Here is an 18,033-nt window from a genome sequence, read left to right as displayed (position 1 = left end):
CCGGATCACAGGCTGCCCTTGGTGGACGGCACACCCGTGACGCGGGGATCCGGTTCGACGGCCTCGCGCAGTGCCCGGGCGACGGCCTTGAACTCGGCCTCGGTGATGTGGTGCTGATCGCGCCCGTAGAGGACGCGCACGTGCAGGGCGATGCGCGCGTTGAGCGCGATCGACTCGAACACGTGCCGGTTGATCACCGTCGCGTACGGCACGCCCGGGTAGCCGCCGATGACGGCGTGCAGCAGGTGTTCCGGTTCGCCGGTGTGAACGCAGTACGGGCGCCCGGACACGTCGACCGACGCGTGGGCGAGCGTCTCGTCCATGGGGATGAACGCGTCACCGAACCGGCGGATGCCCTTCTTGTCGCCGAGCGCCTGACCGAGCGCCTGACCGAGCACGATCGACGTGTCCTCCACCGTGTGGTGTGCCTCGATCTCGATGTCGCCCTTCGCGTGGACGGTGAGGTCGAAACTCGCGTGGGAGCCGAGCGCGGTCAGCATGTGATCGAAGAACGGGACCCCGGTGGAGACGTCGACGATGCCGGTGCCGTCGAGGTTCAGTTCGACGGTGATGCTGGATTCCTTGGTGGTGCGCTCCACGCGGGCGATGCGGTCGGTCATCCTCGGTCTCCTGAGCTGGTGAGTTCGGTGGCGGCGATGTCGTCGCTCGCCACGATGAAGGCGTCGTTCTCGGAGGCCAGCCCGACGGTGGCGCGCAGGTAGCCGGGGATCCCGACGTCCCGGATGAGCACTCCGCGGTCGAGGTAGGCCTGCCAGGCGCGGGCACTGTCGGTGAACTCACCGAACAGGATGAAGTTCGCGTCGCTGGGGATGACGCGGAAACCCGTGTCAGCCAACGCCTTCGACACCCGCACCCGCTCGGCGGCGAGAGCGTGCACGCTGGCGAGCGTCTCGTTCGCGTGCCGCAGCGCCGCGCGGGCAGCGGCCTGCGTGACCACCGACAGGTGGTACGGCAGCCGGACCAGGAGCAGCGCCTCGATGAATGCCGGTGCGGCCGCCAGGTATCCGAGCCGGCCGCCGGCGAACGCGAACGCCTTGCTCATCGTCCGCGACACCACCAGCTTCGACGGGTATTCGTCGATCAACGTCAGGGCGCTCGGCGCGTCGGAGAATTCGGCGTACGCCTCGTCGACGATCACGATCCCCGGTGCGGCGTCGAGGACCCGCCGCAGTTCCGCGATGCCGACGCTGTGCCCGGTCGGGTTGTTGGGGCTGGTGACGAACACGACGTCGGGCCTGCGCTCGGCGATCGCCGCGGTCGCGGCGTCCACGTCGAGCGCGAAGTCGGCACGCCGGAAGATCGGCAGCCACTCGGTTTCGGTGCCGTCCGCGATGATCGGGTGCATCGAGTACGACGGCACGAAGCCCATCGCACTGCGACCGGGACCGCCGAACGCCTGCAGCAGCTGCTGCAGGATCTCGTTGGAGCCGTTGGCCGCCCACACGTTGTCGACCGTCACCGGCACCCCCGTCTGGCGGACGAGGTAGGCGGCGAGGTCGGTGCGCAGCGCCACCGCGTCACGGTCCGGGTAACGGTGCAGTTCCCGCGCGGCCTCCCGCACGGATTCCGCGACGTCGTCGACGAGCGCCTTCGTGGGCGGGTGCGGGTTCTCGTTGGTGTTCAGCTGAACCGGGACGGTCAGCTGCGGCGCCCCGTACGCCGATTTGCCGCGCAGATTCTCCCGGATCGGCAGGGCATCCACCCCGATCGACGAGCCCGGCACGTTCGCCGCGGTCACCGCAGCGCCTCGAACCGCAGCCTCACGGCCTCACCGTGTGCGGGCAGGTCCTCGGCGTTCGCGAGGGTGATGACGTGGCCGGAGACCTCCTTCAGCGCGGATTCGGAGTAGTCGACCACATGGATGCCGCGCAGGAACGTCTGCACGCTCAGCCCCGAGGAGTGCCGGGCGCAACCCGCCGTGGGCAGGACGTGGTTGGACCCTGCGCAGTAGTCGCCGAGGCTGACCGGCGCCCACGGGCCGACGAACACCGCGCCCGCACTGGTCACCTTCGCGGCGACGGCGGTGGCGTTCTCGGTCTGGATCTCGAGGTGCTCGGCGGCATACGCGTTGACCACCCGCAGTCCGGCCTCGACGTCGGAGACGAGGACGGTGCCCGACTGCGTGCCGGACAGCGCGGCGGTGACGCGCTCCTTGTGCTTGGTGATCTCGAGCTGCGCGGCCAGCGCCGTGTCGACGGCGTCGGCGAGTTCGACGCTGGACGTGACGAGCACGCTCGCGGCCATCACGTCGTGCTCGGCCTGGCTGATCATGTCCGCCGCGACGTGCACCGGGTCGGCCGTGTGGTCGGCGAGGATTGCGATCTCGGTGGGGCCCGCCTCGGCGTCGATGCCGACGAGGCCGCGGCAGAGGCGCTTGGCGGCGGTGACGTAGATGTTGCCGGGGCCGGTGATGAGGTCGACCGGGGCGAGTTCGGCGCCATTCGTGTCGGTGCCGCCGTAGGTGAGGAGGGCGACGGCCTGACCGCCGCCGACGGCCCACACCTCCTCGACGCCCAGCAGGGCCGCTGCGGCGAGGATGGTCGGGTGGGGCAGACCACCGAACTCGGACTGCGGCGGCGACGCCACCACGAGCGACCGGACACCGGCGGCCTGAGCGGGCACCACGTTCATCACGACGCTGGACGGGTAGACGGCGTTGCCGCCGGGAACGTACAGCCCGACGCGGTCGACGGGCACCCACCGTTCGGTGACAGTGCCGCCCGGGACGACCTCGGTGGTGGTGTCGGTGCGACGCTGGTCGGCGTGGACCTTGCGGGTCCGTTCGATCGCAACCTCGAGGGCGGCGCGGACGGCCGGATCGAGTTCGCCGAGCGCGCGGTCCAACTCGGACTGCGGCACCCGCACCTGCGCGGGACGGACGCCGTCGAACTTCTCGCTGAATTCGAGCGCCGCGTCGGCGCCGCGCTCACGGACCGCCTCCACGACGGGGCGAACCTGATGCAGGACCGCGTCCACATCCACTCCACCTCGAGGAAGTGCGGCGCGAAGTTCGGCCGTGGAAGGGGTACGACCACGAAGGTCGGTGCGGGCGAGCATGAGAGGTCCTCTCTGCGACTGTCGGGACACGGTGTCTCGGACGAGCGGCCCGTTCTGTGGAGAACAGGGCTCGACACCGATTATCCAGGATAGGCGCACCCCGTTTTCACCGGTCGGCGGCCGACCGGGTTTCCGTCGACACGAGTGCCGGCTCGTCCCACACCGGGGCGGGCTGGATCAGCGAGTGGATGAACCGCATCTTCTCCAGCACCGCGGCGGGAAGCACGAACGGATACAGGTCGTGGTGGCCCATCGACCTGTTCATCTGGTTCAGCGCCCACGACAGCGGCAGCCACCAGTCGATGATCTGGTCGAACCCCACGTCACCACTGAGTTCGCTGCTCGTCGTCGCTCCGGCGGGCGCCATCGCGAAGGCTGCCGCGGTGTCGAGGGCGTCGCGGATGTGGAGGTAGTGCGCGAAGGTCTCCGCCCAGTCCTCGGCGGGGTGCATCGTGGCGTAGGACGACACGTAGAGCCGGCCCCAGCCCTTCGGCGCGCCCTCGCTGTAGTGACGTCTCAGCGCGGCCTGGTAGTCGAGGGCCGGATCCCCGAACAGGTCCTCGAAGCGGGCGCGCTCGGCGTCGCCCCGGATCAGCATCAACTGGTAGTAGTGCCCGATCTCGTGCCGGAAATGGCCGACGAGCGTGCGATAGGGCTCGTCCATCTCGACGCGCAGCTGCTCCCGGTGCACGTCGTCGCCCTCGGCCAGGTCGAGGGTGATCACCCCGCCGGCGTGCCCGGTCACCACCGGGGTCCGCGCGCTCGACAGCAGGTCGAAGGCCAGCCCGGCGCCCGGGTCCTCGAACTTGGGGACGATCGGGAGACCGAGCTCGTCGAGTTCGAGAACGACCCGCCTCTTGTTGGTCTCGGCGGTCGCGAACGCGGCCATACCCTGGTCGTCGCCGTCCGCGGGACGCGTCCGCGTCAACCGGCACGACGTGCACAGGTTCTGGACGTCGTCTTTCCGGACGAGCCAGTTGCACTTCGCCGCGGCGGCATTCGCGCACCGCACCCAGGTCTCGCCGTCCACCACCGCGCGGTCCGGGCCGTCGAGGACGACGATGGACCGGCTCGGCAGGTGGAATCCCAGAGCGCTGTCACATTTCAGGCAGAGACTGTTCTCGAACGACAGTCGTTGGCCGCATTTACGACACATGAAGCTGCGCACTGGTGTTCCCTCGGCTCGTCCCGCCCGCGTCCGAGAACGCAGGCGGGTGCCACGCTGGTGTGCGCGTCTCCTCGGAGGGTACCGCCGAGGAGACGCGGGGAACCGGACGGCCTAGAGGCGGGTGGAGTGCAGGAACCTCCTCGCCAGGTTCTCCTCGGTGGACGCGCCGGGGGTCCACTCGGTGATCCACGGACCGGTGCCTTCACTGGGGTCGACCACGCCACGCTCCAGCCACGCATACCGCCCCTCGAGGATCGAGTGCGCGACCTGCTTGTCCACGTCGTCGGTGTTGTGCCACAGACCGTCGAACAGCTTCTCGACGCGCAGGGCCGCCTGCCGGCAGAACACGTCGGCGAGTTCGTAGGCGGCCGCGCCCTCGGCCTCGTTCTCCTCGCGCTGCATCTCCGCCTTGACACACGTCGCGGACATCGCGAACAGTTCGGCGCCGATGTCCACGACCCGGCCGAGGAAGCCCTGCTGCTTCTCCAGCGCCGCCTGCCACCGGGCCATCCCGTAGAACGTGGAGCGGGCCAGCTTGCGGGAGTGCCGTTCGACGAACCGCAGGTGCTTGGCCAGGACGCCGAATTCGCTGTACGACGTCGGCACCTGCCCCTTGCCTGCCACGAGTTGCGGCAGCCACTTCGCGTAGAAACCACTCGCCTTGGCGGCCGCGCGGGCCTTCGCGCCGGTGTCGGCGTGCGGGTCCGCGAGATCGCCCGCCGCCGTGAGGTGCGCGTCCACGGCCTCGCGGGCGACGAGCAGGCGCATGATCTCGCTCGAACCCTCGAAAATCCGGTTGATGCGCAGGTCGCGGTCCAGCTGCTCCACCGGCACCGCGCGTTCACCGCGGGCGGCCAGCGACGCCGCCGTCTCGTATCCGCGACCGCCGCGGACCTGGATCAGCTCGTCGGAGATGACGCAGGCCATCTCGGACGACCACAGCTTGGCGAGCGCGGCCTCGATCCGGATGTCGTTGCGGCCCTCGTCGTTCATCTGCGCCGACAGGTCCACCACCGCTTCGAGGGCATAGGTGGTCGCGGCCATGAACGACAGCTTGTTGGCGACGGCCGTGTGCTCGGCGATGGGCTTGCCCCACTGGACGCGTACCCCGGACCATTCGCGGGCGATCTTCAGCGACCACTTCCCCGCCCCGGCGCACATCGCCGGGATCGCCAGCCTGCCGGCGTTGAGGGTGGTGAGCGCGATCTTGAGTCCGTCGCCCTCCCGGCCGATCAGGTTCTCGCGGGGAACGCGGACCTTGTACATGCGGGTGACGCCGTTCTCGATCCCCCGCAGCCCCATGAACGCGTTGCGCCGTTCGACGGTGATGCCCGGGGTGTCCGCCTCGACGACGAACGCGGAGATGCCGCCGCGGTGGCCTTCGCTCTTGGGTACCCGGGCCATGACGACGAGCAGTTCCGCGACGACGCCGTTGGTCGTCCACAGCTTCACGCCGTCCAGTTCGTACGCGGCACCGCCCTCGATGGGGGTCGCGGAGGACGCCAGCCGCGCGGGGTCGGAACCGACGTCGGGTTCGGTGAGGAGGAACGCCGAGATGGCGCCGCGGGCACAGCGCGGCAGGAACTCCCGCTTCTGCTCGGGGGTGCCGGCCAGCTTGAGCGGTTCGGGGACGCCGATCGACTGGTGAGCCGACAGCAGCGCGCCCAGGCTCGGATGCACCGACGCGACGAGCATCAAGGCCCGGTTGTACGCGACCTGCGAGAGTCCGAGGCCGCCGTACTCCTCCGAGATCTTCAGGCCGAAGCAGCCGAGGTCGGCGAGGCCGCGGACGTATTCGTCGGGAATGCGCGACTGGGATTCGATGATGCTGCCGTCCATCTCCTCGCAGTAGGCGCGGAGGCGGATGAGGAATTCCTCGGCCTTGGCGGCGTCCTCGGTAGCCGGGCGGGGGAAGGGATGAACCAGATCCAGCCGGAACCGTCCCAGAAACAGTTCTTTCGCGAACGAGGGTTTGTCCCAGCCGGATTCCCTCGCCTCCTCCGCGACCGCTCGTGCTTCTTCCTCGGTGACCTTCGGAGCTGAGGTGTCGACCATGACGCGCCTCCTACTGGCGGGTAGTCCTACTCACCAGTATCACCCAATCGGCGCACTCGGGACAGCGTTTCCGCTACTCTTCGGCCGATGCGGACTCCCTCGCGACTCCTGGGCGCCGGCGCGGTCCTCCTCTGCTTGCTGGCGCCCGCCACCGGCGCGCAGGCCGCCCCACTCCCCGACGACTTCCTGTGGGGTGTGGCGACGTCCGGCTTCCAATCGGAGGGCTCCTCGCCCGACAGCAACTGGCGGCGGTATTCCGACTCCGGACGGACCCCCGACGCGATCGGCAACTCCGTCGACTTCCGTCACCGGTACACCGAGGACATCACCCGCGCCGCGGACCTGGGTGTCGACGTCTTCCGGTTCGGCGTCGAATGGGCACGCCTGCAGCCCGCCCCGGGCGTGTGGGACGAGACCGAGCTGCGGTACTACGACGACGTCGTCCACGAGATCACCAGCCGCGGGATGACCCCGATGATCACGCTCGACCACTGGGTGTATCCGGGGTGGGTCGCCGATCAGGGTGGCTGGGCCAACCCGGACACCGTCGACGACTGGCTCGCGAACGCGCAGAAGGTGATCGAACGCTACTCGGGTCTCGGCGCGCTCTGGATCACGATCAACGAGCCGACCGTGTACGTGCAGAAGGAGCTGACGTTCGGCGGCATCGGCCCCGGCCGGGCCCCGCAGATGCTCGACCGGCTCGTCGAGGTCCACCGCCGCGCCTACGATCTCATCCACGAGAACGATCCGGGCGCCCGGGTGAGCAGCAACCTCGCGTACGTCCCGGCCGCCATGGACGCGCTCGACGCCACCTTCGTCGACCGGGTCCGCGACAAGCTCGACTTCCTCGGCGTCGACTACTACTACGGCCTCTCCCCCGACAACCTCACCGCCGTACACGCGATCACCGACGACTTCTACGACATCAACCCCCAACCGGACGGCATCTACCACGCCCTGATGCGGTACACCCGCGAGTTTCCGGGACTGCCGCTGTACGTCGTGGAGAACGGCATGCCCACCGACGACGGGAAACCGCGAGCGGACGGCTACACCCGGTCCGATCACCTCCGCGACCACGTCTACTGGATGGAACGGGCGCGGGCGGGCGGCGCCCCGGTGATCGGATACAACTACTGGTCGATCACCGACAACTACGAGTGGGGCACGTTCCGTCCCCGGTTCGGTTTGTTCACCGTCGACGCGCTGACCGATCCCGCCCTCACCCGGCGACCGACCGATGCGGTGACCACCTACCGGGACCTCGTCGCGAACGGGCTGCCGCCCGGCTACGAACCCGAACGCCGTGCCGGTGCCTGTTCCCTCGTGAATCCTCCGCTCAGCTGCACCGATCCCCCGTAGCAGGGTGTGCTGCCGCGGCGCGTCGTACCATCACCTGGTGTCGTGGCAGATGTGGTGTGCAGTGCTCGGGGCCTCGTGCGTGATCAGCCTGTCCCCGGGGGCCGGCGCGATCGCGTCGATGGCCACGGGGATGAGGTTCGGACTCCGGCGCGGCTACTGGAACATCGCGGGTCTCCAGCTGGGGTTGCTGCTGCAGATCGCGGTGGTCGCCGCCGGACTCGGGGCGCTGCTCGCGAACTCGACACTCGCGTTCACGGTGATCAAGTGGTTCGGCGTCGCGTACCTGGTGTATCTCGGCATCCGCCAGTGGCGGGCGAGCGCGACCGATGTGTCCGGCGTCGACGGCGAGGTCGCCGAGACCAGCGGTCCGGTGATGACGTTGCGCGGCTTCCTGGTCAATGCCAGCAACCCGAAGGCCGTCGTCTTCATGCTGGCCGTGCTGCCGCAGTTCATCACCCCGTCGGCGCAACTGCTCCCCCAATACCTGATCATCGCCGCCACCATGGTCGCGGTCGACGTCGTCGTCATGACCGGCTACACCGGTCTGGCGTCGAAGGTCCTGCGGCTGATGCGCTCGCCACGCCAGCAGCGCGCCACCAACCGCACGTTCTCCGGATTGTTCTTCGTGGCGGCCACATTCCTGGCGACAGTCCGCCGCGCCGTCTGACCCGTGAGTACTTGTTAACCGCGGGCGGTTGATAAGTACTCACGGGTGGGGTCACATGTCGAGGCCGAGATCCAGCACGGTGACGGAATGGGTGAGCGCACCGACCGCGAGGTAGTCGACCCCGGTACCGGCGTACTCGGCCGCGACGTCCAGCGTGAGACCACCCGACGACTCCAGCTTGGTGCCGGGGGTGTTCGCGTCGCGGCGTTGCACGGCGATCTGCGTCTGCCACAGCGGGAAGTTGTCGAGTAGCACCAGTTCGACGTTCTCGGCCAGCACCTCGTCTAGCTGCTCGAGGCTGTCGACCTCCACCTCGCACTCGATGTCCGGTGCCGCCGCGCGCACGGCCCGCAGCGCCGCCACGACCGAACCGGCGGCCGCGACGTGGTTGTCCTTGATCAGTGCCGCGTCGCCGAGGCCCATGCGGTGATTGACGCCGCCGCCCACCCGGACGGCGTACTTCTGCAGGCCGCGCAGTCCCGGCAGTGTCTTGCGACTGTCGCGGATCTTTGCCCCGGTGCCGTCGACCGCGTCCACCCAGGCGGACGTCGCGGTGGCGATCCCGGACAGGTGGCACACCAGGTTGAGCATCGTCCGCTCCGCGGTGAGCAGCCCCTGCGTGGGCGCGGTGACCGTCAGCACGGCCTGGCCGGGCGCGACCCGGGTGCCGTCGGCGACCCGGTCGAGAACCTGGTAGCGGCCCGCGCCGATCACCTCGTCGAGCACCAGCAGTCCCACGTCGAGGCCGGCGACGGTCCCGTGCGCACGGGAGACCACGGACGCCTTGGCCACCGCGTCGGCCGGGACCGTGGACGACGACGTCACGTCCGGTCCGTACCGCAGGTCCTCGTCCAGGGCGAGACGCACGAGCGCACGCACCTCGTCCGCGTCCAGACCGGGGGGAAGGACATGGTCGGACATCACCGCACTCCTGTCAGTTGGGGTTCGAGAAGCTCGAGTTCACCGTCGCGCAGGCGAACGTGCGTGCTGCGACGCCACTCGTCGGACGTCTGCGGGTAGTCGCTGCGGGTGTGGCATCCGCGACTTTCGGTCCGCGCAGCTGCCGCCAGTACCAGCGCGGACGCCGTCAGGGTCAGCGCGGCGTCTTCGAGCGCGGTCTCCCCTTCGGGCACCGTGCGCGGTGCACCGGACAGGGCGGCGGCGACCGCCTCGAGGCCGGCACCGTCCCGGACGACGGAGGCGTTGCCGGTCATCAACTGCTGCACCAAGTCCCGCGGTGCGGACGGCAGCGCCCGCCGCTCGGGGTCGGTCGCCTCGACGCGGAGGCCGGCGCGTTCGGCGGCCGCGGCGCCGACCCGCTCGCCGACCACCAGGCCCTCGAGGAGACTGTTGGAGGCCAGCCGGTTCGCTCCGTGCAGCCCGGTGCGGGCCACCTCCCCCGCAGCGTAGAGGCCGGGGACGGCGGTGCGTCCGTCGACGTCGGTGGCCACTCCGCCGCACGAGTAGTGCGCGGCGGGTGCGACCGGGATCAGCTGTTCGCGCGGATCGATTCCGGCTTCCAGGCAGGATGCCGTCACGGTCGGGAACCGCTGCGCGAACCCGGAGAGGTGACGCGCGTCGAGGTAGACGTGGTCGTGACCCAGTTCCCGAAGCCTCGACGCGATCGCCCGCGACACGACGTCACGGGGGGCGAGGTCGCCGCGCGGATGCACGCCGGCGGTCACCGAATCGCCGTTCGCGTCGACGAGAATCGCGCCCTCGCCGCGGACGGCCTCGCTGATCAGCGGGCGCCGTCCGAGACCGCCGGGGGTGAACAGGACGGTCGGGTGGAACTGCACGAACTCGAGATCGGCGACGGCCGCGCCCGCGTCCAGCGCGAGAGAGATGCCGTCCGCGGTGGCTCCGGGCGGGTTGGTACTGCAGGCGTACAGCTGCCCGAGTCCGCCGGTTGCCAGGAGGACGGCCGGTGTGTGGACGACGCCGAGTCCGCGTGGCGAGTCCACGAGCACGCCGGTGACGCCGCGCGCATCGGTGAGCACGCGTACGGCGCAACTGTCGAACAGGACGGGAAGCCCGGCGGCACCCAGGGCGCGCTGCACCTCCGCGCCCGTGGCGTCCCCGCCGGCATGGATGATCCGCCGGGTGCTGTGCCCGCCCTCGCGGGTGCGCGAGACGGCGCCGTCGCGGCCGCGGTCGAACACCGCACCCAGATCGGTCAACGCGGCCACGGCATCACGGCCGCCCGCCACGATCGACCGGACGGCGTCCTCGTCGCACAGACCCACCCCGGCCTCGCAGGTGTCGGCGACGTGTGACTCCACCGAATCGGTGACGGCGTCACCCACCACCGCGATACCGCCCTGCGCGTACTGCGTCGCGGTGTCCGTCGCCCCACCCTTGCTGACGGTGAGCACGGTCAGTCCGCGCAGCGAGGCGGTGCGTGCGGCCGTCAGTCCGGCCACACCACCGCCCACGACCACGAGGTCGGCGTGCTCTTCCCAGGAAATCCCCCGGGCCGGGCTGCTCACTCGCCGCCGCCCGGGTTTCCGATCTCGATCATGCGCTGCACCGACTTGCGGGCACGCTCCGCGGTCGCGAGATCGACGTGAACCTCGTCCTTGCCCTCGAGCAGGCAGCGGAGCAGGGCCGCGGGGGTGATCATCTTCATGTACGGGCACGACGCGCGGTCGTTGACGGCCTGGAAGTCGACCTCCGGCGCCGCCTTGCGCAGCTGGTGCAGCATTCCGACCTCGGTGGCCACGAGAACCTGCTTCGCCCCGGTCGCGCGGGCGGCGTCGAGCATGCCGCCGGTCGAGAGGATCTTCACCTTGTCCTCGGGCACGAACCCTTCGCCGGCCAGGTAGAGAGCCGAGGTGGCGCAGCCGCATTCGGGGTGCACGAACAGTTCGGCACCGGGGTGCGCCTTGGCCTGCGCGGTGAGCTCGTCGCCGTTGATGCCGGCGTGGACGTGGCACTCACCCGCCCAGATCTGCATGTTCTTGCGGCCGGTGACGCGCTTGACGTGGGCGCCGAGGAACTGGTCGGGCAGGAACAGGACCTCACGGTCGGGGTCGATCGACGCGACCACGTCGACGGCGTTGGACGACGTGCAGCAGATGTCCGTCAGCCCCTTCACCTCGGCGGTGGTGTTGACGTACGACACGACGACGGCGTCGGGGAACTCCGCCTTCCACTCACGAAGCTGATCGGCGTTGATCGAGTCGGCGAGCGAGCAGCCGGCGCGCTCGTCCGGGATCAGCACGGTCTTGGCGGGGCTGAGGATCTTCGCGGTCTCGGCCATGAAGTGCACGCCGCAGAACACGATGGTGTCCTCGGGGGCCTCGGCCGCGATGCGCGAGAGTGCCAGGGAGTCGCCGACGTGGTCGGCCACATCCTGGATGGCGGGCAACTGATAGTTGTGCGCAAGGAGGGTCGCTCCCCGCTCACGTGCCAGCCGTTTGATCTCGGCAGCCCACTCTTCGCTCGCCTCGACGCCCGCGTAACCGCCGGGACCGTCCTGAATCTGCGGGTTGGTACCCGCCCACAACGTCGTGGTCGTCATGGCTTGCTCCTTCACCGTGAACTCGGGCGGGCTGGCCCGAATTTCCGCAATCGAGGTTTTCGACTTAGGATCGAAAACATGCCCAATAGTAACACCACGCATGAAGTGCTTACCGCGGTGTTCCAGGTTCGCCACTTCCCCGACCACATCACCGCAGGTCAAAGCGGTGATGCGCGTCACGCCGGTGAGCTCGCCGTGCTGCTGTGGCAACGGGCCCTCGATCCCCAGGCGGGCGCCTGGTCACTGCCCGGCGGATTGCTCCACGAGGACGAGGACCTCACCACGTCCGCGCGACGCCAGCTGGCCGAGAAGGTGGACGTGCAGGAGGTCTCCCACCTCGAGCAGCTGTCGGTGTTCAGCGATCCGCATCGAGTGCCCGGTCCGCGCACCATCGCGTCGACCTTCCTCGGGCTCGTCCCGCTCCCCGCCGATCCGCAGCTGCCGCCGGACACCGCGTGGCATCCGGTGTCCGCGCTGCCCGAGATGGCGTTCGATCACGGCACCGTCGTCCGGCACGCCCGGACCCGCCTCGCGGCCAAGCTCTCCTACACCAACATCGCGTTCGGCTTGGCCCCCGACGAGTTCTCCATGTCGACGCTGCGTGAAATCTACTGCGCCGCACTCGGGTACCAGGTGGATGCGACCAACCTCCAGCGCGTCCTCGGACGACGTGGGGTGCTGACTCCCACCGGGAACACGGCGCCGTCGGGCCGCACCGGCGGGCGTCCGGCGGCCCTCTACCGGTTCACCGACTCCACCCTGCGGGTGACGGACGAGTTCGCGGCACTTCGACCACCGAGCTGACTCCGCACGTCGGGCCGCCTCACCCCTGGGCGAGACCCCGCCAGAACGTGTCCGATGCGGCGGTGACGACCTCGTCGACGGGCGCGCCGTCGAGCATCCCGCCTGCGGCGAGGGTCGCGATCCCGTGGAACGTCGCGAACGCGACGAGGGCGATGCGCGAGGCGTCCCCGGGTCCGATGTCGCCCGCGGCCTGGGCTTCGGTGACGATCCGGACCGTCAGGTCCATCGAGGCGTGGCCGGCCTCCACCACCTGGGAGGCGGCTCCGGGCGCGTGTTTGTTGCCGTACATCAGGGCCAGCAACTCCCGATGTGCGAGTGCGAAGCTCACGTAGGCACCGGCGAGCGCGGCGAAGCGGGCCCGGGCGTGCGGTTCCGCCTCCTCGACCGCGCGTTCGAGGGCGGCGGTGAGGCGCAGGAAGCCGGACTCCGCGAGTGCGTCGAGCAGCGCCTGACGGTCCCGGAAGTGCTTGCTGGGTGCGGCGTGGCTGACCCCGGCCTCGCGGGCGAGCTGCCGCAGGGAGAGTCCGTCGACGCCGTCCTTCTCGAGCGTGCTCTCGGCGCGCGCGAGCAGCACCCGGCGGAGACTCCCGTGGTGGTAGGGCTGTTCGGCGACGGGCATGCCGCCAGCCTAGCAAGATGTTGTCATTGACTACATAGATGGCACTGACTACATTCGAGGACACCCCACCGCTAGGAGCAGACATGTCCTTCGACGTATCCGGAACCACCGTCCTCATCACCGGCGCCAGCGCGGGCCTCGGTGTCGAATTCGCCCGCCGGTTCGCCGGGCGGGGTGCAGATCTCGTCCTCGTCGCCCGCCGCGCCGACCGGCTCGAACAACTCGCCACCGAACTCCGCGCCGCGCACCACGTGTCGGTCACCGTGCTGCCGTTCGACCTCGCGACCCCCGGCGCCGGGGAGCGGTTGCGCGGCGAACTCACCGCCCGCGACATCGGCGTCGACTCGCTGATCAACAATGCGGGGTTCGGGACGCACGGAGATTTCGCGTCCGCCGACCTGGAGCGCCTCACCTCCGAGATCCAGCTCAACGTCACCACCCTCGTCGAGCTGTCGCACACGTTCCTGCCCGACCTGCTCCGGGGACGCGGCGCACTCGTGAACGTGGCGAGCACCGCCGCGTTCCAGCCGACTCCCGGCATGGCCGTCTACGGGGCGACCAAGGCGTTCGTCCTCAACTTCACGGAGGCGCTGTGGGCCGAGGCGCGGGGCACCGACCTCACCGTGCTCGCCGTCTGCCCGGGCCCCACCCGCACCGAGTTCTTCGACGTCGTCGGTTCCGAGGACGCCGCGGTCGGCCGCATGCAGACCGCGGATCAGGTGGTGTCGACAGCGCTGCGGGCCCTGGACCGGCGCAGCACCCCGCCGAGTGTCGTCTCCGGGCTGATGAACTGGGTGTCGTCGGTCAGCACCCGGTTCGCGACGCGCCGCATCGGCGCTCTCGCCAGCGGGCGCCTCCTCGGGGACGTGCGGATGCGGACGTCGGTCACGAGGTAAGGGTCGCGTCGCGCTCTTCCGGCTCGTCGAGTTCGACCGGGGGATCGCTGACGCCGAGATCGTCGTACGGGTTGAGCGCGGCGAGCACCAACGTCACCGCGCAGGCGACGAGGGGCTGGAAGATCAGCACCAGTAGGGTCCCGATTCCCGGCGCGACCGCCACGACGGTGCCTGCGGTCGAGGTGTCGGGGTCGGGGAACCGCAGCGCGGCCACGCCGATTCCACCGAGCGCCATCACCCCGGCCCCGACCACACTGCCTGCCAGGACCGCGCCCAGCGCGACCGGGCCGCGACTTGTCCGCGCCGTCCACGCCGCGACCGCGGTGAGGATGCCGACCACCAGGCCCGCACACGCGAACATCCCGATCGCGTCGAACCGGTGCACGCTCTCACCCGTCAGCGACACCCCGCGGTCGGGGGCGACCACCAGCAGGTGCTCGGGCGGCGCGAGGACCCCCCACAACACCCCGGCGAGCGCGCTCGCCACCACCGTCCCGCAGAAGATTCCGGCGGCAGATCGAAGCCTGAAGCGCGGGAGCGTGGTCACGCGTCCGACGCTACCGCCGTCCGCCGCAGATCGAGTCGAACACACCGTGGCGGGAACATTTCGCCCACCAGCCATCCGGGCTGATCTGCACGACCATCCGGCGGCCGCACGCCTCACAGAAGCGGGGCGGTTCGAGTCCGAGCTGTGCGGCGGTGGGGACGGTGTCGTCCACCCCGGCCACCACGCGGCGGCCGGTGTACGGGTTGTAGCGCTCCCCGGGGCCGTCGCCCACCGTGGTCTCCGCCATGATCGTCACAGGGTGTCGTTGAGGGCTTTGATCGGCATCTGCAGATCGACGAGCAGGTCGAGATCCTGCTCGGCCGGGCGGCCGAGGGTCGTCAGGTAGTTGCCGACGATGACGGCGTTGATGCCGCCGAGGATGCCCTGTTTGGCCCCGAGGTCACCGAGCGTGATCTCGCGACCGCCTGCGAAGCGGAGGATGGTGCGGGGCAGCGCGAGGCGGAACGCGGCCACCGACTTGAGGGCCTCGCTCGCGGGCAGGACCTCGAGGTCGCCGAACGGGGTTCCGGGGCGTGGGTTGAGGAAGTTCAGCGGCACCTCGTCGGGTTCGAGTTCGGCCAGGTTGGCCGCGAACTCGGCGCGCTGCTCGAGGCTCTCACCCATGCCGAGGATGCCGCCGCAGCACACCTCCATGCCCGCTTCGCGGACCATGCGGAGGGTGTTCCAGCGCTCGTCCCACGTGTGTGTGGTGACGACGTTCGGGAAGTGGGACTTCGACGTCTCCAGGTTGTGGTTGTAGCGGTGCACACCCATCGCGGCGAGTTTGTCGACCTGCTCCTGGGTGAGCATGCCCAGCGAGCAGGCGATCTGGATGTCGACCTCGTTGCGGATCGCCTCGATGCCGGCAGCAACCTGGGCGAGCAGCCGCTCGTCGGGGCCGCGGACGGCGGCGACGATGCAGAATTCGCTGGCGCCGGACTTGGCGGTCTGCTTCGCGGCCTCGACGAGCGACGGGATGTCGAGCCACGCCGCGCGCACCGGCGACTGGAACAGGCCGGACTGCGAGCAGAAGTGGCAGTCCTCGGGGCAGCCACCGGTCTTGAGGCTGATGATGCCCTCGACCTCGACCTCGGGACCGCACCACTTCATGCGCACGTCGTGTGCGACGGCGAGCAGTTCCTCGAGCCGGTCGTCGGGGAGTTGCAGGACCTCGAGCACCTGGCTCTCGTTCAGCGCCTCACCGCGCTCGAGAACCTGCTCACGCGCGAGGGCGAGGATGTCTGTCTGTACCGGGGCCGATGTCACACGTATCTCCTGGAAAACGGGCCGATCACGTGTCGTGGATCGACGGAACCGAAAAATTGAACACCGTACAAGTTGAACGGTGTTCACGTTAGATCCGTGGTGGAATACTGTCAAAGCCGAAGCCGGCTTTCCGACGAGATTGGGAGATCACACAGTGCAATTGCGACGCGGCGACGTACTCGACGGCGCAATGGCCATCCTCGACGAGTTCGGCCTCGCCGACCTCACGATGCGCAGGCTCGCGACCGCTCTCGGCGTGCAGCCGGGCGCCCTGTACTGGCATTTCCCCAACAAGCAGACCCTGCTCGGCGCGCTCGCCGACAAGATCCTCGAAGACGTCGACGCCCCGGTCACGGCCCCCGGCTGGGACGCCGAGTTCACCGAACTCGCCCACCGACTCCGCACCGCGCTACTCGCCCATCGCGACGGCGCCGAACTGGTCTCGGCCACGTACGCGTCCCGCATGACCAACTCCCGGGTCCGGGAGAGCTTCGCCGCCGTCGGTCTGCGGTCCGGACTGTCCCGCGAACACGCGGAACTGTCGTCCTACTCGCTGCTGTACTACGTCCTCGGCCACACGGTCGACGAGCAGTCGCGGGCGCAGATGGAGTCGGCAGGCGCCCTCACCCGGGCCGCCCTCTCCCCCGATGCGCCGCAGTCGCCGATCGCGGCGTACGACGAGGACCTCCTCGACGGCGATCCTGCTGTCCGGTTCGACTTCGGCCTGTCGCTGTTCGTCGACGGAATTCGCGCACGCCTGAAAGACTCCGCCCACCGCCCCTGAGCGCGCACAATTGAGTCGACGCCGCGTCGGCCACTCGAGGACCGCGCGGCGCCTCCGACGGCCCAGGGACGGACGCGATGACGTCTTCGCTCGGCCGCCGCACCGGAATGGTTCTCGCGGCGGCCCTCGCACTGTCGCTCCTCGGCGCGCCCACCCCGGCGGCAGCACAGACTGCGGGCGGCGATCCGGGTGCCGTCGTCGTCGCGACACCGGTGGCGCCGGACGCGCGACCACCGGGCGTCGCCGACGCCACGTACGTCACCTACTGGACGACGGGGCCGATGAACGAACCCGCGCTCAGCACCGGCGCGGTCCTGCTACCCCCCGGTGCGGCGCCGCCCGGCGGGTGGCCCGTCGTGTCCTGGGCCCACGGAACGGTCGGCATCGCCGACGCGTGCGCGCCCACGGTGACGGGAAAACTCGTCGGACCATACGTCCAGCACTGGCTCGACCAGGGCTACGCCGTCGTCGCAACGGATTACGTCGGCCTCGGCACACCCGGGGTGCACCCGTACCTGGACGGCCCGACGGAGGCGCACAGTGTGATCGACATGGTGCGCGCGGCGCGGACCGTCACGCCGTCCCTGTCGAACCGGTGGGTCGCCCTCGGTCAATCGCAGGGCGGCCATGCCGCTCTCGTCGCCGCGTCGATGGCCACCACGTACGCACCGGATCTCGACTTCCGCGGCACGGTCGCCACCGGCGCCCCGTCCAATCTCGAAAACCTGGCCCCCCTCGTCGGCCCGGGTTTCCCGGAGGTCCCCCTCACCGGGAGCACGGTGTTCGTGGCGTACGCACTCGCCGGACTGCGTGCGTCGCGGCCCGACCTCGACATCGACAGCTACCTCACACCACTCGGCGTCGACGTCCTGAATCGCGTCGAATCGCTCTGCTACGAGGAGGCGGCCCCGCAACTCGACGGCATCTCGATCGGACAGTTGATGTCCCGCCCCCTCGGCGACCCGGCGGTCCTGGCGGCGCTGCGCACCACCCTCGGAGTTCCCGTGCGGGGCTACGACCGGCCGCTGTTCATCGGACAGGGACTGTTCGACGACGTCGTCCCCATCCCCCTCACCTGGAAACTCACGTCCGACCTCGCCGCGAACGGGCAGCAGTTCGTATTCCGGACTTATCCCACCGGCCATCTCTACACCATGCCCGCGTCCCTGCCCGACACCAGCGCGTTCGTCCGGAGCCTATTCGGATAGTCGCGATCCACTGGTAAGACCACTTGACCTCTTACCTATCGCCGCCTTAGTGT

18 protein-coding genes are annotated in these 18,033 nt (G+C 69.7%); 6 read left to right on the top strand and 12 right to left on the bottom strand.

Going from position 1 to position 18,033, the window contains the following annotated elements:
* Positions 1–5: 5 nt before the first annotated feature.
* The 5 genes from hisB to WKC72_RS17895 form a co-directional block, all read right to left on the bottom strand.
* A complete protein-coding gene (hisB, locus tag WKC72_RS17915) occupies positions 6–620 on the bottom strand; it encodes an imidazoleglycerol-phosphate dehydratase HisB (protein ID WP_005247522.1) in 615 nt (204 codons plus the stop codon).
* Positions 617–1,759, bottom strand: a complete 1,143-nt coding sequence (locus WKC72_RS17910) for a histidinol-phosphate transaminase (RefSeq protein WP_037237486.1) — start codon at positions 1,757–1,759, stop codon at positions 617–619. The genes hisB and WKC72_RS17910 overlap by 4 nt, the downstream gene beginning before the upstream one ends.
* Entirely contained in the window at positions 1,756–3,078 is a 1,323-nt protein-coding gene (hisD, locus tag WKC72_RS17905; protein ID WP_037237488.1) for a histidinol dehydrogenase, read from the bottom strand. The genes WKC72_RS17910 and hisD overlap by 4 nt, the downstream gene beginning before the upstream one ends.
* Positions 3,079–3,184: 106 nt before the next feature.
* Entirely contained in the window at positions 3,185–4,246 is a 1,062-nt protein-coding gene (locus tag WKC72_RS17900; RefSeq protein ID WP_370183729.1) for a putative zinc-binding metallopeptidase, read from the bottom strand.
* 111 nt (positions 4,247–4,357) lie between these two features.
* Positions 4,358–6,301, bottom strand: a complete 1,944-nt coding sequence (locus WKC72_RS17895) for an acyl-CoA dehydrogenase family protein (protein WP_370183727.1) — start codon at positions 6,299–6,301, stop codon at positions 4,358–4,360.
* An 87-nt stretch (positions 6,302–6,388) separates the two neighbouring features.
* Between WKC72_RS17895 and WKC72_RS17890 the strand changes: the two genes are divergently transcribed.
* Positions 6,389–7,666, top strand: a complete 1,278-nt coding sequence (locus tag WKC72_RS17890) for a glycoside hydrolase family 1 protein (RefSeq protein WP_370183725.1) — start codon at positions 6,389–6,391, stop codon at positions 7,664–7,666.
* Positions 7,667–7,703: 37 nt separating this feature from the next.
* Entirely contained in the window at positions 7,704–8,333 is a 630-nt protein-coding gene (locus WKC72_RS17885) for a LysE family transporter (protein ID WP_370183722.1), read from the top strand.
* A 51-nt stretch (positions 8,334–8,384) separates the two neighbouring features.
* Here the strand turns inward: WKC72_RS17885 and nadC are convergent, their stop codons facing one another.
* Genes nadC through nadA form a run of 3 tightly spaced genes read right to left on the bottom strand, consistent with a single transcriptional unit; the run spans position 8,385 to position 11,856 of the window.
* A complete protein-coding gene (gene nadC / locus WKC72_RS17880; protein ID WP_370183720.1) occupies positions 8,385–9,254 on the bottom strand; it encodes a carboxylating nicotinate-nucleotide diphosphorylase in 870 nt (289 codons plus the stop codon).
* The gene (locus tag WKC72_RS17875) at positions 9,254–10,822 is read right to left on the bottom strand and encodes an L-aspartate oxidase (protein ID WP_370183718.1); all 1,569 of its coding nucleotides are present in this window, start codon (positions 10,820–10,822) and stop codon (positions 9,254–9,256) included. The genes nadC and WKC72_RS17875 overlap by 1 nt, the downstream gene beginning before the upstream one ends.
* Positions 10,819–11,856, bottom strand: a complete 1,038-nt coding sequence (gene nadA, locus WKC72_RS17870) for a quinolinate synthase NadA (protein WP_005247541.1) — start codon at positions 11,854–11,856, stop codon at positions 10,819–10,821. Before nadA ends, WKC72_RS17875 begins: the two co-directional genes overlap by 4 nt.
* A gap of 78 nt (positions 11,857–11,934) precedes the next feature.
* Between nadA and WKC72_RS17865 the strand changes: the two genes are divergently transcribed.
* The gene (locus WKC72_RS17865) at positions 11,935–12,660 is read left to right on the top strand and encodes an NUDIX domain-containing protein (protein ID WP_370183715.1); all 726 of its coding nucleotides are present in this window, start codon (positions 11,935–11,937) and stop codon (positions 12,658–12,660) included.
* A gap of 19 nt (positions 12,661–12,679) precedes the next feature.
* On the opposite strand, the gene WKC72_RS17860 is transcribed toward WKC72_RS17865, so the two are convergent.
* Positions 12,680–13,279: a TetR/AcrR family transcriptional regulator gene (locus tag WKC72_RS17860; protein WP_037240771.1), complete on the bottom strand. Its 600-nt coding sequence runs from the start codon at positions 13,277–13,279 to the stop codon at positions 12,680–12,682.
* An 83-nt stretch (positions 13,280–13,362) separates the two neighbouring features.
* On the opposite strand from WKC72_RS17860, the gene WKC72_RS17855 reads away from it, so the two are divergent.
* The gene (locus WKC72_RS17855; protein WP_370183712.1) at positions 13,363–14,175 is read left to right on the top strand and encodes an SDR family NAD(P)-dependent oxidoreductase; all 813 of its coding nucleotides are present in this window, start codon (positions 13,363–13,365) and stop codon (positions 14,173–14,175) included.
* On the opposite strand, the gene WKC72_RS17850 is transcribed toward WKC72_RS17855, so the two are convergent.
* From WKC72_RS17850 to bioB, 3 genes are read right to left on the bottom strand one after another with little or no spacing between them, the layout of a single operon-like run.
* Complete coding sequence (locus tag WKC72_RS17850; protein ID WP_025432860.1) at positions 14,165–14,722, bottom strand: DUF2567 domain-containing protein; 558 nt, start codon at positions 14,720–14,722, stop codon at positions 14,165–14,167. The two genes, WKC72_RS17855 and WKC72_RS17850, sit on opposite strands and share 11 nt — an antisense overlap.
* 10 nt (positions 14,723–14,732) lie before the next feature.
* A complete protein-coding gene (locus WKC72_RS17845; RefSeq protein ID WP_370183709.1) occupies positions 14,733–14,978 on the bottom strand; it encodes a hypothetical protein in 246 nt (81 codons plus the stop codon).
* Positions 14,975–15,988 (bottom strand): biotin synthase BioB, encoded by a 1,014-nt coding sequence (gene bioB / locus WKC72_RS17840; protein WP_370183707.1) that lies wholly within the window; start codon positions 15,986–15,988, stop codon positions 14,975–14,977. Before bioB ends, WKC72_RS17845 begins: the two co-directional genes overlap by 4 nt.
* A 154-nt stretch (positions 15,989–16,142) precedes the next feature.
* On the opposite strand from bioB, the gene WKC72_RS17835 reads away from it, so the two are divergent.
* Both WKC72_RS17835 and WKC72_RS17830 read left to right on the top strand, forming a co-directional pair.
* Positions 16,143–16,772 carry a TetR/AcrR family transcriptional regulator C-terminal domain-containing protein gene (locus tag WKC72_RS17835; protein WP_005260290.1) on the top strand — a complete coding sequence of 210 codons (630 nt, stop codon included), beginning with the start codon at positions 16,143–16,145 and terminating at the stop codon, positions 16,770–16,772.
* Positions 16,773–16,849: 77 nt separating this feature from the next.
* The gene (locus WKC72_RS17830; RefSeq protein ID WP_112299707.1) at positions 16,850–17,980 is read left to right on the top strand and encodes a lipase family protein; all 1,131 of its coding nucleotides are present in this window, start codon (positions 16,850–16,852) and stop codon (positions 17,978–17,980) included.
* Positions 17,981–18,033: the final 53 nt, after the last annotated feature.

It is taken from the genome of Rhodococcus wratislaviensis (assembly GCF_041228765.1).
GTDB classification, from domain to species: Bacteria; Actinomycetota; Actinomycetes; order Mycobacteriales; family Mycobacteriaceae; genus Rhodococcus_F; species Rhodococcus_F wratislaviensis.
Note: the sequence above shows the minus strand (reverse complement) of the source record. Positions and strands in the feature narration are given on the sequence as shown.

Excerpts from the sequence above, each read along its gene's own strand:
- hisB (WP_005247522.1), bottom strand. The coding sequence starts at position 620 with ATGACCGACCGCATCGCCCGCGTGGAGCGCACCACCAAGGAATCCAGC.
- hisD (WP_037237488.1), bottom strand. The coding sequence starts at position 3,078 with ATGCTCGCCCGCACCGACCTTCGTGGTCGTACCCCTTCCACGGCCGAA.
- WKC72_RS17895 (WP_370183727.1), bottom strand. The coding sequence starts at position 6,301 with ATGGTCGACACCTCAGCTCCGAAGGTCACCGAGGAAGAAGCACGAGCG.
- WKC72_RS17890 (WP_370183725.1), top strand. The coding sequence starts at position 6,389 with ATGCGGACTCCCTCGCGACTCCTGGGCGCCGGCGCGGTCCTCCTCTGC.
- nadC (WP_370183720.1), bottom strand. The coding sequence starts at position 9,254 with ATGTCCGACCATGTCCTTCCCCCCGGTCTGGACGCGGACGAGGTGCGT.
- nadA (WP_005247541.1), bottom strand. The coding sequence starts at position 11,856 with ATGACGACCACGACGTTGTGGGCGGGTACCAACCCGCAGATTCAGGAC.
- WKC72_RS17865 (WP_370183715.1), top strand. The coding sequence starts at position 11,935 with ATGCCCAATAGTAACACCACGCATGAAGTGCTTACCGCGGTGTTCCAG.
- WKC72_RS17860 (WP_037240771.1), bottom strand. The coding sequence starts at position 13,279 with ATGCCCGTCGCCGAACAGCCCTACCACCACGGGAGTCTCCGCCGGGTG.
- WKC72_RS17855 (WP_370183712.1), top strand. The coding sequence starts at position 13,363 with ATGTCCTTCGACGTATCCGGAACCACCGTCCTCATCACCGGCGCCAGC.
- WKC72_RS17830 (WP_112299707.1), top strand. The coding sequence starts at position 16,850 with ATGACGTCTTCGCTCGGCCGCCGCACCGGAATGGTTCTCGCGGCGGCC.